At 69.5% G+C, this 16,515-nt stretch carries 10 protein-coding genes; 6 read left to right on the top strand and 4 right to left on the bottom strand.

Translation table 11 applies throughout. The features are described 5' to 3' along the window. Positions 1 to 47: 47 nt before the first annotated feature. Together ABZX12_RS11940 and ABZX12_RS11935 are read left to right on the top strand one after the other, a co-directional pair. Positions 48 to 1,751, top strand: coding sequence for an ABC transporter substrate-binding protein (locus ABZX12_RS11940; RefSeq protein WP_355692319.1), 1,704 nt, complete (start codon positions 48 to 50; stop codon positions 1,749 to 1,751). Positions 1,752 to 1,994: 243 nt separating this feature from the next. Then, entirely contained in the window at positions 1,995 to 5,744 is a 3,750-nt protein-coding gene (locus tag ABZX12_RS11935; protein ID WP_355692317.1) for a S8 family serine peptidase, read from the top strand. A gap of 68 nt (positions 5,745 to 5,812) precedes the next feature. On the opposite strand, the gene ABZX12_RS11930 is transcribed toward ABZX12_RS11935, so the two are convergent. Next, complete coding sequence (locus tag ABZX12_RS11930) at positions 5,813 to 6,517, bottom strand: NUDIX domain-containing protein (protein ID WP_355692315.1); 705 nt, start codon at positions 6,515 to 6,517, stop codon at positions 5,813 to 5,815. A 66-nt stretch (positions 6,518 to 6,583) separates the two neighbouring features. Here ABZX12_RS11930 and nadC point away from each other — a divergent pair, with 66 nt between their 5' ends. The 3 genes from nadC to nadB all read left to right on the top strand — a co-directional run bounded on the left by nadC (position 6,584) and on the right by nadB (position 10,044). Beyond that, positions 6,584 to 7,444, top strand: coding sequence for a carboxylating nicotinate-nucleotide diphosphorylase (gene nadC, locus ABZX12_RS11925; protein WP_355692313.1), 861 nt, complete (start codon positions 6,584 to 6,586; stop codon positions 7,442 to 7,444). A 75-nt stretch (positions 7,445 to 7,519) separates the two neighbouring features. Further along, the gene (gene nadA / locus ABZX12_RS11920) at positions 7,520 to 8,488 is read left to right on the top strand and encodes a quinolinate synthase NadA (protein WP_355692311.1); all 969 of its coding nucleotides are present in this window, start codon (positions 7,520 to 7,522) and stop codon (positions 8,486 to 8,488) included. Beyond that, on the top strand, positions 8,485 to 10,044 hold the full coding sequence (gene nadB / locus ABZX12_RS11915; RefSeq protein ID WP_355692310.1) for an L-aspartate oxidase: 1,560 nt from the start codon (positions 8,485 to 8,487) through the stop codon (positions 10,042 to 10,044). The genes nadA and nadB overlap by 4 nt, the downstream gene beginning before the upstream one ends. Here the strand turns inward: nadB and ABZX12_RS11910 are convergent. Genes ABZX12_RS11910 through ABZX12_RS11900 form a run of 3 tightly spaced genes read right to left on the bottom strand, consistent with a single transcriptional unit; the run spans position 9,973 to position 12,952 of the window. Beyond that, a complete protein-coding gene (locus tag ABZX12_RS11910; RefSeq protein ID WP_355692309.1) occupies positions 9,973 to 10,926 on the bottom strand; it encodes a TAXI family TRAP transporter solute-binding subunit in 954 nt (317 codons plus the stop codon). The genes nadB and ABZX12_RS11910 overlap by 72 nt on opposite strands. Continuing rightward, the gene (locus ABZX12_RS11905) at positions 10,923 to 12,299 is read right to left on the bottom strand and encodes a HAMP domain-containing sensor histidine kinase (protein WP_355692307.1); all 1,377 of its coding nucleotides are present in this window, start codon (positions 12,297 to 12,299) and stop codon (positions 10,923 to 10,925) included. The genes ABZX12_RS11910 and ABZX12_RS11905 overlap by 4 nt, the downstream gene beginning before the upstream one ends. Then, on the bottom strand, positions 12,296 to 12,952 hold the full coding sequence (locus tag ABZX12_RS11900) for a response regulator transcription factor (RefSeq protein WP_355692305.1): 657 nt from the start codon (positions 12,950 to 12,952) through the stop codon (positions 12,296 to 12,298). The genes ABZX12_RS11905 and ABZX12_RS11900 overlap by 4 nt, the downstream gene beginning before the upstream one ends. A 271-nt stretch (positions 12,953 to 13,223) precedes the next feature. On the opposite strand from ABZX12_RS11900, the gene ABZX12_RS11895 reads away from it, so the two are divergent. Beyond that, on the top strand, positions 13,224 to 16,502 hold the full coding sequence (locus ABZX12_RS11895; protein ID WP_355692303.1) for a LamG-like jellyroll fold domain-containing protein: 3,279 nt from the start codon (positions 13,224 to 13,226) through the stop codon (positions 16,500 to 16,502). The last annotated feature ends 13 nt before the right edge of the window (positions 16,503 to 16,515 follow it).

Here is a 16,515-nt window from a genome sequence, read left to right as displayed (position 1 = left end):
CCGAGGCAGCTGCGGTGCGCCGCCGAGGCTTCGAACGGAGGATGAGCATGGCTGATTCCAAGCGAGTGAGGTCGGCGATCGTCAGCTTGGTACTGGCGACATTGCTCGTCGGGTGTGAGAGCGACGACCCGGGCACCGGCTCCGATGTCACCCCCCAGGGCTCCGGGGGCGCGAAGGGCGGCACGATGACGGTCTACTCCATCAACGACGTGGAGCATCTCGATCCCGGGCGGAACTTCGCCGCCGGCGCCGGCATGATTGGCAAGCTCATCACCCGAACGCTGACGGACTACCGCTACGACACCAAGTCCAAGAAGATCGTGCTCGAGCCGGACATGGCGGCAAGCTGGGAGTCATCGCCCGATCTGAAGACCTGGACCTTCAAGCTCAAGGACGGCATCAAGTACGAGAACGGCACGCCGATCAAGGCGGCGGACGTCAAGTACGGCGTGGAGCGCTCGTTCTCTGCCGACCTGCCCGAGGGGGCGCCGTACGGCAAGGCGTACCTGAACTGCCCTGGCTACAAGGGTCCGTATGTCGCGGGCAACAACGGCGGCAAGGGCTGCACCGCGATCGAAGTGCCCGACGACAAGACGATCGTGTTCAAGCTGAACCAGCCGGTCAACAGCTTTGCGGGCACGACGAGCATGAAGATCTTCTCACCGGTGCCGCCGGCCAACGACACCAAGACCCAGTACGACAACCACCCGGTCTCCACCGGCCCGTACAAGATCGAGACCTACATCCGCAAGAAGAACCTGACTCTGGTCCGCAACGACCAGTGGGACCAGGCGACCGACCCGCTGCGAACCGCCCGTCCGGACAAGTTCGTCTTCAAGTTCGGTGACGATCCGGCCCTTGTCGACCAGCGGCTGATCGCCGACGGCACCGCGGACAAGAGCTCGATCACCTTGACCGGGCTGCAGCCGCAGAACATCGCCAAGGCCAACCAGGCGGACGTGAAGGACCGCGTGGTCAAGTCCGCCGACATCTGCCGTCGCTACATCGCGTTCAACGAGCAGAAGCCGCTGCTCAAGAACCAGAAGCTGCGCGAGGCGCTGTACTACGGTCTGGACCGGACCAGCTACCGCGACGCACAGGGTGGCGAGCAGCTCGCGGCGGTGATCGACTCGATCATTCCGCAGGAGCTGGACGGCTACAAGCCGGAGGAGTTCTTCAAGGTTCCCCCGGAGGGTGATCAGGCCACGGCGAAACGGCTGCTGACCGAGGCCGGCTACAAGGGCGAGGAACTGGTCCTGGGTACCGGCAACAAGGGGCTGGCGGTCAAGGTGGCCGAGGCCGCGCAGGCGTCCTGGAAGGCGATCGGCGTCAACGTCCACATCCGGACGATTCCGGGCGAGAACTACTTCTCGACCCAACAGAACGACTCCGCGGCGACCGACCTGATCACCTCCGGCTGGTGCTACGACTGGCCGACGCTGTCGACCATCGTGCCGCCGGTGTTCGGAGCGGACGCGACCGCCCCGAACAAGCCCGCGCAGAACAACTACAGCCGCAGCACCGCAGGTTGGCACCGGATGGCCGCGCTCGCGGCGGAGACCGACAGGCGGAGGCTGGAAGACGGGCTGGCCGACCTGTACGTAGAGATCATGAAGACGGCCCCACTCGTGCCAACCGTTCAGGACCTCAACGTGTACGTCGTCGGATCCAACGTCGACAACGCGGTCGCTGACCCGAATTCCGGTGGTTACCTCGATCTGACCCGGATCGGGCTCAAGAAGCCCAACTGACGCCGTGCGGAACCGTCGCGCGAGAGCGCCTCGACTCTGAACTGCCGGCCGTGATCAGCTCAGCGGACTCGATTGCCCGGTGTCGCCCCGCTGGCTTCTGTGGGAGGAACGCCCGCTGCAGCAGACCCGGCTGTGTGCCCATTTTTGCCAAATCGCGGCGTTGCTGGCGAGAAAGGGCAATTCGTTTACATCTGTCCGCGGTGCTGATCAGATTCCGTCACTCCAGACCACCGAGAGGACACCATGCGCTCTTCTGCCCGTCGGCTGCTCGTGCCGGGCGCCGCGTTTCTCCTAGTCGTCGGTCTTGCCACTCCGACGACGGCCGGCGCCGAACCTCCCCCACCGCTCCCCACCGCCGCCGACGCGGCCGCGGCAGGCAGGACACCTCTCGACCTGACGCTCATCACCGGCGACAAGGTCACGGTCGCGCCCGGGCCCGGCCGCGCCGTGTCCGTGCAGGCCGTCGAACGCGCTCCGCGGTCGACGGGACCGGTGCGGGTCAGCGTCGAGAACGGCGACACGTACGTCTACCCCGGCGCCGCGATGCCGTACCTGGCGACCGGACAGCTCGACAAACAGCTGTTCAACGTCAGCGAGTTGGTGGCCCAGGGCTACGACAACGCCCGGAGCAAGGTCCTCCCGCTGGTTGTCACCGGCGTGGCTGCCAAGTCCGCGCGTCGCTCGGCGCTGCCGGGCACGACTACCACGCTCGACCTGCCGTCGGTCGACGGGGCGGCCGTCAAGGCCGAGAAGGCGGAGGCGTCCGCGCTCTGGTCGTCGCTGACCGGGCAAAGCGGCCCGCGGGCGAAGGCGAGCACCGCCGCGGCGCCCTCGTTCGCGGCGGGGATCGGCAAGGTCTGGCTGGACAGCAAGGCGCGAACGATGCTCGCGGACACCACCACGCAGATCGGCGCGCCCGCGGCGTGGGCAGCAGGCGTGACCGGCACGGGCGTGCGGGTCGCGGTCCTGGACTCCGGTGTGGACCTAGGGCACCCGGACCTGGCGTCGCGGATCGTGGCGACCAAGAGCTTCGTGGCCGGTGAGGACGTCATCGACCGCAACGGTCACGGCACGCACACCGCGTCGACCGTTGCCGGCACCGGCGCGGCCTCGGACGGCAAGGAGCGTGGCGTCGCACCGGACGCCGAGCTGATCGTGGGCAAGGTGCTCGGCGACAGCGGCTCCGGCCCGATCTCCGGCATCATCGCCGGGATGGAGTGGGCGGCGCGGACCGAGCACGCCAAGGTGATCAACATGAGCCTGGGGACGCCGGCCTGGCACACCCAGGACGATCCGCTGAGTCAGGCCGTGAACGAGCTGAGCGCCGAGACCGGTGCCCTGTTCGTGATCGCCGCGGGCAACTCGGGGAGCAGTCCGTACAGCGTCAGCTCACCGGGTACGGCGGACGCCGCCCTGACCGTCGGCGCGGTGGACGGTTCGGACCAGCTGGCCGACTTCTCCAGCGTCGGCCCGCGGCTGATGGACGACGGCCTCAAGCCCGACCTGACCGCACCCGGCGTCGACGTGCTGGCCGCGCGGTCGCAGTACACGAACGACGGCGGCGAGGGCTACTACCGGACCGACAGCGGTACGTCGATGGCGGCTCCGCACGTCGCCGGCGCGGCCGTCCTGCTCGCCGCGCAGCACCCGGACTGGACCGGGCAGCAGCTCAAGGACGCGCTGATGAGCACCAGCAAGCTGACGCCGGCATACACGCCGTACCAGGCGGGGACCGGACGCGTCGACGTCGCGGCGGCCTCGCTGCACGGCCAGCTCACCGCCACCGGATCGGTCGACGCCGGGCTCGTCCAGTGGTCGCCGAAGCCGGACCGGACGCCGGTCGAGCGGCAGATCAGCTACCGCAACACCACGGACCAGCCGCTCACGCTGCAGCTGTGCACCGACCGCGTCGGGATCTTCCGCCTCGCCGCGACCCAGGTGACAGTGCCGGCGCAGGGCACCGCCGCGGTCGGTTTCACTGCCGACCCGAACGGCCTGGCTCCCGGGCAGTACGCCGCCCAGGTCATCGCGACCTCCTCGACCGGCACTGTGCACACGGCCGTCGGGCTGGCTGTCGAGCCGAAGAAGTACAACCTGAACGTCCAGCTGAAGGACCAGACCGGCAAGCCTGTCAGCGGTGAAGTCGAGGTCACCGGCGCGGACGGGAAGTCCACCATGCTGTGGGCCACGGACGGCAAGCTCACCAGCCGCTGGGCGCCCGGTTCGTACACGATCGTCTCGACCCTGGACGTGCCCGGCAGCAACGGCCCGCACTCACTCGGTCTGGCCTTCCTGACGGCGCCGGAGGTCGACCTGACTGCAGACCGGACCGTCGTGCTGGACGCGTCGCAGAGCCGTCCGATCAAGGTCGACACGCCCGAGCCGACGACCGTCACCACGAGCAGGTTCGACCTCTTCCGGTCCTTCACCTCGGCGCAGCCCACCCCCGACGACAGGGCGGCGCTGCACGAGATCTTCATGCCGCCGCCGGAGTACGACAGCTTCTGGGCGCTGCCGACGAAAGACAAGGTCCGCACCGGCAGCTTCGTGCTGACCACCCGGTTCCGGGCCGAGCAGACACCGCTGACGATCAGCTACGACGGCCGCACCCTCGACGACTCGCTGCTCGTCCAGCCCGGCTCCCCGGCGTTCCGCGCCGGCACGACGCGCGTCACGGCTGTCTTCGCCGGCACCGGCACGCCCGCCGAGTACGCCGGTCTTGCCGCGCGCGGCAAGGCGGTCGTCGTCCGCAACAGCATCGACGTACCGCCCGCGGACCGGGCCGCCGCGGCGCACGCCGCCGGCGCCGCCATGCTGTTCGTGGTCAACGACGGCATCGGCCGCTACAACGACTGGTACGGCGGAGCCGACGGCCGGACCCTCGGCCCGATCCCGACGGCGTCGCTCACCCTCGACGACGGCGAGGCGCTGATCAAGAAGCTCAGCACGCGCCGGACCGAGCTGACCGTCGCGGCCAACCCGGTGCCGTCGTACCTGTACGACCTGGTCGACTACCACCAGGGCATGGTCCCGGACGACCCGTCCGCGGCCACGGACCCCGGCAGCCTCGCCCGGATCGAGAACGACTTCGCTCCCCCGAACGGGCAGCAGGTCCTGGAGAGCCGCGAGGACAGCCCGGCGTACGAGTACTTCCCGGCCGCCTTTCCGTACGCCGTGTTCGGGTCGATCCGGGTACCGCGGTTCCCGGCGAAGCCCGCTGTGGGGCGCCGGACGGACTGGGTGTCGGCGGGCGCGAAGTGGCAGCAGTACGCCTCGATCAACGGCTGGGCGACGTTCACGGACATCACGAGCTACCAGCCGCGCAGTGTGCAGAGCCAGCGGTGGTTCGGTCCGATCGTCCGGCCGCGGATGCTCGAGTTCGAGCTCCCGCACCGGGTCGGCAACGCGATGGGCGGCATGATCGCCGGGTTCGGCGACGGCGGGTCCGCGCACAGCGGCGACTCGCTGATGACCCGCAGCTTCGCGCTGTACCAGGGCGAGGAGAAGCTGGTCGGGAACGGCCCGCGGCCGGACTTCGGCGTGGGCGACCTGGCGCCGGAGAAGCGGCCGTACCGGTTGGTGGCCGACACTGTCGGGAACGCCGAGCTGACGCCGTACTCGACGAGCACCCACACCGAGTGGACCTTCACGTCCGGGGAGGCGGAGAACCAGCCGCTGCCGCTGGCCCAGCTCGACTACGGCGTGGACGTCGACGCGGCAGGGCGGGCGAAGCGGAACTCGGTCTTCGCCGTCAAGCCGGTGGTGTTGGGCAGCAGTGCTCGGCAGGACGCGGTGGTCTCGGTCGGGCTGGAGGTCTCGTACGACGACGGGGCTACGTGGCAACGGCTGCAACTGAAGGAGAGCAAGGGCAGCTGGGAGACGCGGCTGCAGGCCCCGCCGCGGGCCAGCCACGTGTCGGTGCGCGTCACGGCCAAGCAACGCAACGGCGGCGGCATCAGCCAAACGATCGTCCGCGCCTTCGGACTCAGGTAATGCGGCGGGCGATCGGCAGACGCCGGTCGCCCGCACTTCCCCAGACGGTCCGCGAGAGCGGCACGGTGTCAGCGTGGTGGGCGGAGTACTGCGAACGGGTCGGTGACGGTCAGTTCGCGGGCCGCGAACTTGTAGACGGTTGCGGGGCGGCCGCCGCTCTGGCCGGGGCTGGCTCGGCGGTCGGTGGGGTCGATCACGTGTCTGCGGGTCAGGACGCGGGTGAGATTGGTGGCGCCGAGCTCGTAGCCGAGTGCGGCCCCGAACAGGTCCCGGAGCTCCGCGATGGTGAACTCCAGCGGAGCCAGCGCGAAGCCGATGTTCGTGTAGGACAGTTTCGCGCGCAGCCGCGCGACCGCGGCCTCGATGAAGTAGTGATGATCGAACGCGGTCCGCGGCAGCTCGTCGACCGGGTGCCACTGCGTGTCGGACGGAAGCTGCGGCTGTACGTCGGACGGAACGAGGCCCAGATAGGCCGTCGCCAGCACGCGGGCCCGCGGATCACGATCGATCGCGCTGTGCGTAGCCAGCTGTTCGAGGTGCGCGACGTCGCGAACGTCCACCTTCGTCGCAAGGTGCCCGGTGATGGCCTCCCGGAGCCGCTGTGTGGGCTCGACCCCGCCGCCGGGAAGCGCCCAGCGGCCACGGTACGGGCTGCGGGCGCGTTTCCACAGCAGCACGCACAGTCTGCCATCGCGAACGGACAGGACCACGGCGAGCACCTCGTGCGGGTAACTGGGGAAGTTAACCGGATCACCTTTCTTGGCTGTGGGCACGAGGCCGATGGTAGCGTGCCAGTTAGTTATCGCCTGTGAAGCGAAAACACCGTGGAGGGTGCAGCAATGGAAACGCAGACGGTCCGGACCGCGGTACTGACGGCCTTGGCCGAGGACCGGGCGGCAGACGATGTCACCACCCGATGGAGCGTCCCGGAGACACTGGAGACCGAAGCGACGATGATCGCCAAGCAGTCCGGTCGCGTGGCCGGCCTGACCGCCGTACAGGAGGTGTATGCCGCAGTCGATCCCGGCGTGAAGGTCCGGACGGCTGTCGCCGACGGCGATCCTGTCGTCCCGGGGCAGCCGCTGGCGTGGATCAGCGGCGCGGCGCGGTCGATCATCACCGGCGAGCGGGTGGCACTGAACTTCGCCCAGCGGATGTCGGGTATCGCAACGCTCACGTCGGCGTTCGTCGCCGCGATCGGAGCGCGTCCGGTCGCGCTCCTCGACACCCGGAAGACAGCACCCGGCCTCCGGGCGATGGACAAGTACGCCGTCAGTTGCGGCGGCGGAACCAACCACCGGCTCGACCTGTCCGCGATGGTGCTGCTCAAGGAGAACCATCTCGCCGCGGCCGGCGGCGTCCTCCCGGCCGTTCGCCGGGTCCGGGACGGCATGGCCGCCGAAGACAACGGCCTGGCCATCGAGGTCGAGGTGACCACTGCCGAGGAGGCCCGCGAAGCGCTGGACTGCCAGGTCGAGTGGATCCTGCTGGACAACATGACGATCGAGCAGATGGCCCTGATCGTCGACTGGCGCAACACCTCCGGCTCCCCCACCCGCCTCGAGGCCTCCGGCAACATCACCCTGGACACCATTGCGGATGTCGCCGGTACCGGCATCGATGCCGTTTCGGTCGGCGCCCTGACCCACTCCCCCGCCGCACTTGACATCAGTCTGCTGGTCACTCGCAACCACGGGTGAACCAGGGATCGTCGCGGCATCATCACACCCAGTTATCGCTTATCAAGCGAAAACCTTCCGAAAGAAGGACCTGTTATGACCACGGCCACCAGCTGGCAGGACGAGGTACGGCGCCTCGCCGCGGAGCGAGATGCGGTGATTCTCGCCCATAACTACCAGGAACCGGCGATCCAGGACGTCGCCGACCACGTCGGCGACTCCCTCGCGCTGTCGCGCATCGCGGCCAGTACCGACGCGTCGACGATCGTGTTCTGCGGCGTGCATTTCATGGCCGAAACCGCCAAACTTCTCAGCCCGGACAAGACCGTGCTGATCCCGACGGCCCAGGCGGGCTGCTCGCTGGCGGACACCATCGACGCCGACCAGCTCCGGGCCTGGAAGGCCGAGCACCCCGACGCCGTTGTCGTCGCCTATGTCAACACCAGCGCGGCGGTGAAGGCCGAGGCGGACGTCTGCTGTACGTCGTCCAACGCGGTCGAGGTGGTGAACTCGATTCCGGCGGACCGGCCGATCCTGTTCCTGCCCGACCAGTTCCTCGGCGCGCACGTCCGGCGACAGACCGGCCGGGACAACATCGAGGTGTGGATGGGCGAGTGTCACGTCCATGCCGGCATCAGCGCGGCCGACCTGCGCGCTCAGGTGGCCGCCGACCCCGCGGCCGAGGTCCTCGTACACCCCGAGTGCGGCTGCGCGTCGTCGGCCGTCTGGCTGGCCGGCGTGGGTGATCTTCCGGCCGAGCGGACCCACATCCTCTCCACCGCCGGCATGCTGGACACCGCTCGCGGCCTGACCGCCAAGACGGCTCTGGTCGCGACCGAGATCGGCATGCTCCATCAGCTTCGCAAGGTCAACCGGCGGACGACGTTCCTGCCGGTGAACCCGAAGGCCTCGTGCCGCTTCATGAAGATGATCACCCCGGAGCTGCTGGTGCGGTGCCTGCGGGAGGGACGCGACGAGATCCAGCTGCCGCCCGAGGTCGTCGAGCGGGCCCGGCGCTCGGTCGAGCGGATGGTTGCCATCGGCAAGCCTGCGGGCGCTCGATGAAGCGCGTGGCCGATGTCGTCGTCATCGGCTCCGGCGTGGCGGGCCTGTCAACCGCCCTCGGCCTCGCGGCGACCCGCGAAGTGGTCCTGCTCAGCGCCGGCGACGGCAGCACGCCGTGGGCACAGGGCGGCATCTCGGCCGCGTACGGCGAGGACGATCCGCTCGACCACTCGTACGACACCGAGGTCGCGGGCGCGGGATTCTGCGATCCCCGCAACGTCCGTGCTCTGGTCGAGGAGGGACCGCAGCGTCTTGCCGAACTCATCGCCCAGGGGGCCCGCTTCGACCGCAACAGCGACGGCTCGCTGTCGAGGACCCTGGAGGGCGGCCACGGTCGCCCCCGGATCGTGCACGCAGGCGGTGACGCCACCGGCGCCGAGGTTCATCGCGCGCTCCTCAGTGCCCTGCAGCGAAGCAGCGTCCGGACGGTGCCCGGGCGTACCGTCGGTCTGCTGCAGTCGGAGTACGGAAGCGTGGTCGGTGTGCTGGTCGAGACGGGCACCGAGCTCCAACAGATCGAGGCGCGCGCCGTCGTTCTGGCCACCGGCGGTATCGGCAACGCGTACCTGGCCAGCACCAACCCGGCGACGGTGCGCGGTGACGGGATCGCCTTGGCGCTGCGAGCCGGCGCCTCGCTGGTGGACATGGAGTTCGTCCAGTTCCACCCGACCGCGCTCCACACCGGTGAGACCAGCGGCCAGTTGCCCCTGGTCACCGAGGCTGTCCGCGGTGAAGGCGCCGTACTGCGCGACGCCCACGGCCGCCGGATCATGGCCGGACGGCATCCGCGAGCCGATCTGGCGCCGCGAGACGTCGTCGCCCGGGCGATCGAGGCGACGATGCGCCGCGACGGATCGGACCATGTCTGGCTGGATGCGACAGCTGTCGCGCCCGACGTCCTCCGGAGGCGGTTCCCGACCGTACTGGCCTCGTGCGCACGCATCGGCGTCGACCTGTTGACCGAGCAGATACCGGTCGCGCCGGCCGAACACTTCCTGTGCGGCGGCGTTCGGACCGATCGGAACGGCGCAACCGACGTACCGGGCCTGTATGCGGTCGGCGAGGTCGCCGCGACCGGCGTCCACGGGGCCAACCGGCTCGCCTCGAACAGCCTGCTGGAAGGACTCGTCTTCGGGCGGCGCGTCGCGACGGCCCTGACCCTCGACCTTCCGGCGAAGGACGTCGGCCGCGTCCGTGAGCTCAAGCTCGGCGATGATCGGCAACCGGAGCGGATCCGCGCGATCCTCAGCAGGTACGCCGGGATCCGTCGCGACGGAGCCGGTCTGAACGCCGCCGTGGACGAGCTCGACTCCCTGGGCGCCGGACCGCTCGCGACGGTGGCGCGGGCTGTCGTCGTCGCGGCGACCGCACGCCAGGACAGCCGCGGCTGCCACTGGCGTTCCGACCACCCGCACGCCGACGAACGATGGGACGAGCACATCGTCGTACGCCTCGACCACGAAGGGCGCCCGACCACGCTGAGCTCAGCCGTGGACGCTGCGGTAGCGCTCGGCCGCCCCCGGGTGGAGCTTCAACGGGCTGGTACCGATGAGTGAGTTCGGATCAAGGTAGTGCGCGCCGACCGCGGCGGCCGGCACGAGCCCTGACGCATGGTTGACGAGCACGTCGACGATCTTCGACGCGACCGCACGCGGAACTTCGGGCCGGCAGATCAGCAGGTTCGGTACGCCGATCGTGCTGACCTGTTCGGCACCGCTGTAGGTGCCGGCCGGGATCTGCGCCCGCTGGTAGACCACGCCGTACGCCGTGCGCAGCGTGGACAGCCAGCGATCCAGCGGCAGCAGGCGGATAGGCACCTGAGCGGACAGATCCGACAGCCGACGGGTCGGTACTCCGCCGGACCAGAACATCGCGTCGATCCGTCCGGCGGCAAGCGCGTCAGCGGCGTCCGACAGATGGAGGTTGGCGACCACGGGGGCACGCTCGGCCTGCATCCCGGCCGCGACGAGGAGCCGGTTCGTGGTCAGCGCGGCGCCGGCGCCTGGTGGCCCGGCGGAAATCGGTTTGCCGACCAGGTCAGGCAACTTGCGGACCGGTCCGGCCGCGCGGACCACGCACTGCAAATAGTTCTCGTACACCCTGCCGAGAGCGACGACCTCGCGAGACTGCGCCGTGGCATCGGCGAGGCATATTGCCAAGTCCGCTTGCTTGAGACGCAGGAGCTCGAGGTTCTGCAGGCTGCCCTCGGTCGACCGCACCTCGACGGCCCGGGCGACCTTCGCAGCCGTCAGCTGGGTGGCGAGGAGCTGTGCGAACTCCAGGTAGAACCCGCCACGCTCACCGCCGGCTACGACCAGCCGGTCCACGAGGGGGTGGTCAGAGCCGCAACCACCGACGAACGACGCCAGTCCGGCAGCCAGCAGAACCCGCCTGGACAAGCGCAGCATGTGCTGCCCAGTGCCTGCGTCGTCATTCATGTCGCCGCCCGCAGGTCGACGTGAACCGCCAGGCCGTGTGGCGTCACCGCCTCGATCGTGAGCGTCCCGCCGGCGGCGCACACCAGCTGGTCGACGATCGCCAGGCCGAGGCCACTGCCTCGCGGCGACTGGTGCTGATCGGCGCGCCAGAACCGCTGCAATGCCAACTCGCGCTGCTCCCGGGGAAGCCCTGGCCCGTCGTCGATGACACTCAGCCGGACGCCGTCCGCGCCGGACTGCTCGATCCGGACGATCACCCGCGCTCCGTAGCCGGCGTACTTGATCGCATTGTCGACGAGAGCGCCGACGATCTGCCGTAGGTCGGTCTCGCTGATCGCCACCGGCGGTACGAGGGCGAGCTCGGCTGCCAGGTCGACACCGTTCTCGGCAGCGAGCAGGCGCCACGCTCCCACTTCACCGGGCAGCACCTCGGACACCACCGACTGACCGGCCACAGCATCCGGGCGCCGGCTCTCGGCCTCGGCAAGCCTGAGCAGATCGTTGAGCAGCGCCTCGAGCCGATCAAGGTCCTGCTGGATGCCGGCGAACCGCGGGCTGGACGGATCGCGGAGCTCCGAGGCCAGGGCGTCGAGCCGGAGGCGGACGGCCGCGAGCGGATTCCGCAACTGGTGCGACGAATCGGCCACCATCCGGCGCTGCATCTCCAGGGACCGTGTCACCGTGGCCGCCATGTCCGCGAACGATCGGGTCAGATGGCGCAGCTCGGGCGGGCCGGACAGCATGACAGCCGGGCCCGTCGTCGGCGTCTCGGCAAGGCCGACGACCGCCTCCTCGAGCCGGCGGACCGGACGGACCACCCAGCGGGTCAGGAGGATCGCCAGCTCGAGGAGGAGCAGCTCGGCGGCGATCGCCCCGGTCACGATCAGCGCCCAGTCGCGACGGACGCCGGAGATCGCCCGGCCGGCGTCGACGCGCAGCACGACGGCGCCGGCCAACTCATGGGGGGTGCCGACGGGACGGGCCAGCAGATGCCGTCGCTCGCTCCACGGACGCACCGGGTCGAGGGTCGTCTGCGCGAGGTTCCGCGACGCGGAGGCCAGGGTCTCTCGCACACCCGGATCGTTGAGGTCCAGCGAGCCGGTGGACATCAGAGGGTGTCCGCTCGGGCCCACCAGCAGCAGGTCTTCGCCGTACACCTCGGTCATCCGATCTGCTTCTGCCTGCACGGTGGCCAGGTCGCCGGCGTCCCTCACTTCCCTGGCCAGTGCAGCGAGCCGGTCGAGCGTTGCGACGCGGCTGAGCAACAGCTCCTGCGTGCGGGCCTGGGAGGTGGTCGCGAGCAGCGGCAGAACCAACCCGGCAACTGCGACGAGCGAGAAGACCGTCAGCACGATCAGGACTCGGGTTCTCACGAGCCGAGCCGGTATCCGAAGCCGCGGATGGTGGTGATCAGGCCGGGGCTGCCGAGTTTGACGCGTAGCTGGGCCAGATGGACGTCGAGCGCCCGCGAGCTCGCCAGGAACGCGTCGCCCCACAGCTCGTCGAGGATCACCTCGCGGCTCACCGCCGCACCTGCTCGGCGTGCCAGCGCCCCGAGCAGGTCGAACTCCTTCGGAGTGAGCGCGATCTCCCGCTCGCCGACCCTGACTCGTCGAGCGGTCAGGTCGATCACGACGTCACCCACCTCGACCACGCCGGCCGGCAGTGAGCTCCGGGCGCGACGGGTGACCACCACGTCGATCCGAGCCAGCAGCTCGCCCAACCGCACGGGCTTCACCAGATAGTCGTCCGCCCCGAGCCGCAGGCCGCGCACCACCGACCGCTCGTCACCGCGCGCGGTGACGACCACCAGCGGCACTTCGCTGACCTGGCGCAGCTTTCGCAGCACGTCCAGCCCGTCACCGTCGGGCAGGCCGAGGTCCAGCAACACGACATCGGCCGAGCTGTGCCGAAGCAGGACGTCGGCGCCCCTGGAGACCCGATCCGGTTGGTGACCATGCGCGCCGAGGACGTCGACCAGCGCCTCACCGACGCTGTCGTCGTCCTCGGCGATCAGTATCCGCACGACGTCAATGTCGTGACAACCGCCGAACCGCGCAACCCCGGGCGCCGAATCCTTACGTGGCCTTGAGAACAACCTCTGGACCGGTGCCGGTCGACACGCGCACGTCTGTTGTCGCTACGCGCAGGATCGTGGGGAACGTCGTGGACGCGACAGTGCCGGACCGTGTTCCTTGACACGGAGGACTCAGTTCTTCCTTCGTCGCCCCGTGGAGGCCGTCATGCCGTCTCGTACTCTTCAACGCCCACGTAAGGCCGGTTGGTTGGCGGTGGCGATGAGCAGTGTGCTCGCCCTCCTCGCAAGTCTGCTGGTCGTCATCGCCTCGACGCCGGCTGAAGCCTCGACGGTGTTGGGCGAAGCACAGGCACGGGAGGTCGCCGCGAGGACCGGGCGCCAGGTCGAGGTCGGCACGCTGACCACCGAGACAGGGCAGGTGTTCGCCAATCCGGACGGTTCGTACACCCGGCACGAGTCGGCGTTGCCGGTACGGGTCCGCGGGTCGTCCGGGTGGGTGCCGGTGGACATGACGTTGCGGGCCAGAGCGGACGGAACGGTAGCGCCGGTCGCCGGCCCGCTCGATCTGGCGTTCTCCGGGGGCGGCGATACGCCTCTGGTGCGCCTTCGCCGGGACGGCCGCGAGCTGGCCGTCGGCTGGCCGGGCAGTCTGCCCCAGCCGGTGTTGGCCGGCGACACCGCGACCTACCGGGAGGCCTTCCCCGGTGTCGACCTCGTCCTGACCGCCTCGACTGCCGGTCTGTCGCAGATCCTGGTGGTCAAGGACGCGGCGGCCGCGGCGAACCCGGCGCTCGGATCGCTGCCGTACCGCCTGACAGCCAAGGGTTTGACGGTTCATGCCACGGCGGCCGGTCTGACCGCGACGGATCCGGCCGGCGAGGTCGTGTTCAGCGGACCCGCGCCGTACATGTGGGATTCCTCCGGTCACGGGTCCGCCGTACAGCCCGGTGGCCGGGTCACGGCAGTCGGCGCCCGGGTGGCCGGGGATCAGCTGTCACTGGTGCCGGATCGGGCGTTGCTGACCGCCAAGACCACCCGGTTCCCGGTCTACATCGACCCGTCGTGGTCCGGCATCAAGCAGGCCTGGACCCAGGTGTGGAGCAACTACCCGACCACGTCGTTCTACAACGGAGCGAACCTCGGCACTTCGGAGAAGGTCGCCCGGGTGGGCTACGACAGCACGGACAACAAGCGCACCCGCTCGTTCTTCCAGTTCGACACCAGCGGCGTGCAGTACAAGCACATCCTCAAGGCCACGCTGCAGACGTCCGCGAACTGGTCGTGGTCCTGCACGGTGCGCGAGGTGCAGGTGTGGGCGACCAACCCGATCTCCTCGGCGACGACCTGGAAGAACCAGCCGACCTGGGCGTACCAGATGGAGAAGAAGAGCTTCGCGAAGGGCTTCTCGTCGTCCAGTTGCCCGGCCGGCGGGGTGGAGTTCAACGTGACCAGTCAGGTCACCAACGCCGCGGCCAACGGTTGGTCCAACGTCACGCAGGGACTTCGGGCGTCGACGTGGGCGGAGAGCCACAACGATGCGTACTCGTGGAAGAAGTTCGCCAACAACCCGAGCATCACCATCGACTACAACACGATTCCCGACAACCCGGCCAACCTCACCACCGAAGGCTCGGCGTCGTGTGTGACGGGCGCCGATCGGCTCGTCGTGTCCACGGTGACGCCGACGCTTCGAGCGACTCTCCAGGACGCCGACAACTCGGTCCAGGCGCACTTCGAGTGGTGGACGGTCGACGGTTCGGCCCCTGTCGGGGAGTACGTCTCGCCGACCGTCGCGGGTGCGACGCCGACGGTCGTGGCGACCACTGTTCCGTCGGGCGCCTTCGGCAACGGTGCGGTCGGCAAGTGGCGGGTGCGGGCCGAGGACGGCATCGACGTCAGCGCCTGGAGTCCGTGGTGTGAGTTCGCCGTGGACGCCACCGTTCCTGAGGCGCCGACGGCGGCGTCGTCGGGGTTCCCGGACAACGGGGCCGGCGACGCGGTGATGGGGACGAGCCTGCCGGTGACCTTCGGCGCGAACGGGGAGTCCGACGTCGTCAGGTACGAGTACGCCCTGAACGGGACCTCGACCGCGCTGAACCTGACCGCGACGCCGTCGGCGCCGGGCGGTGAGGCGACGGTCTCGGTCGTGCCGGATCGGTACGTGAACTGGGTGCACGTCCGCTCTGTCGATGCCGGGGGCAACCGTTCCGCGGTGGTGACAGCGGTGTTCTACGCGGGCCCGGCGCCCGGCCCGGTCGCCGACTGGGGGCTGGACGAGACCGGTGACGGCACGGTGGCGGTCGACTCCGCACCGGGCGGCCACGGCGCCTCCCTGGGTGGCGGCGCGTCCTGGGGCGACGGCAGGCAAGGCGGTGCCCTGACGCTCAACGGCAGCACGGGGTACGCGGCGACGAGCGGGGCGGTGGTCAACACCCTGAACTCGTTCTCCGTCTCGGGCTGGGTGCGGCTGACCGACACGTCGCGCAACTCGGTGATCGCCACCCAGGTCGGGAACCAGGCCGGCGCCTTCACGTTGTACTACTCGAGCTCGTACCGGCGGTGGATCTTCAACCGCACCTCGGCCGACGTCGCCTCGCCGACGTACATCCGGGCGATCTCCACCACGGTGCCCGCGGCGGACGGCAGGTGGGTCCACCTGACCGGGGTGTACGACGCGCCGAACGCCCAGATCCGGCTCTACGTCAATGGTGTTCTCGAGGCCACCACGGCGTACACCGCGCCGTGGAGCGCGACCGGCGCGTTCCAGATCGGGCGGTCGAAGGTCAACGGCGTCTACGGCGAGTACTGGCCGGGCGATGTGGACCAGCTGCAGGTCTACAACCGGGTGCTGCTGCCGGGCGAGATCCAGCAGGTGGCCCGGCGCGACGGTCAGTGGCTGATGGACGAGAGCTCCGGCACGACGGCCGGGGATACCGACGGGGCGCATCCGGCCAGTTGGTCGGCCACCGGTGTGTCACGCGTGGCTGGGAAGACCGGCAATGCGGTGCAGCTGAACGGCACTACCGGCGTGTTGACGGCGTCAGGGCCCGCGGTCCGCACCGACGGGAGCTTCACAGTCGCCGCCTGGGTGAAGCCGTCCGCGGTCGGCAAGAACGAAGTCGTGATCAGCCAGGACGGCTCGCAGGTGAGCGGCTTCAGCCTCGGATACGCCTGGGACGACATGTACGGCGGTTACCGCTGGTCAATGGCGATGCCGGTCGCGGACTCGGCGGTGGCGGAGGTCCACACGGCGGTCGGCCCGTTCGACGAGCCGGTGGCCGGCGGGTGGACGCACGTCGCCGGGGTGTACGACGCGAAGGATCAGACGCTTCGGCTGTATGTCGGCGGCCAGTTCGTGGCCGAGACGTATCACCGCAGTGCGTGGAACGCGGCCGGAGCGTCGCGCTTCGGAGCGGGGTGGACGTCGGCGACCGGCCTCGGTGGCTTCTTCACCGGCGCCATCGACGACGTCCAGATGTATTCCGGTGTGCTCTCGGACCAGCAGATCGCCGACCTGTACTTGCCGTCCCAGCAGTGACCTACCCGCTCAT

This window comes from Kribbella sp. NPDC003505, from assembly GCF_040610875.1.
Taxonomy (GTDB): domain Bacteria; phylum Actinomycetota; class Actinomycetes; order Propionibacteriales; family Kribbellaceae; genus Kribbella.
Note: the sequence above shows the minus strand (reverse complement) of the source record. Positions and strands in the feature narration are given on the sequence as shown.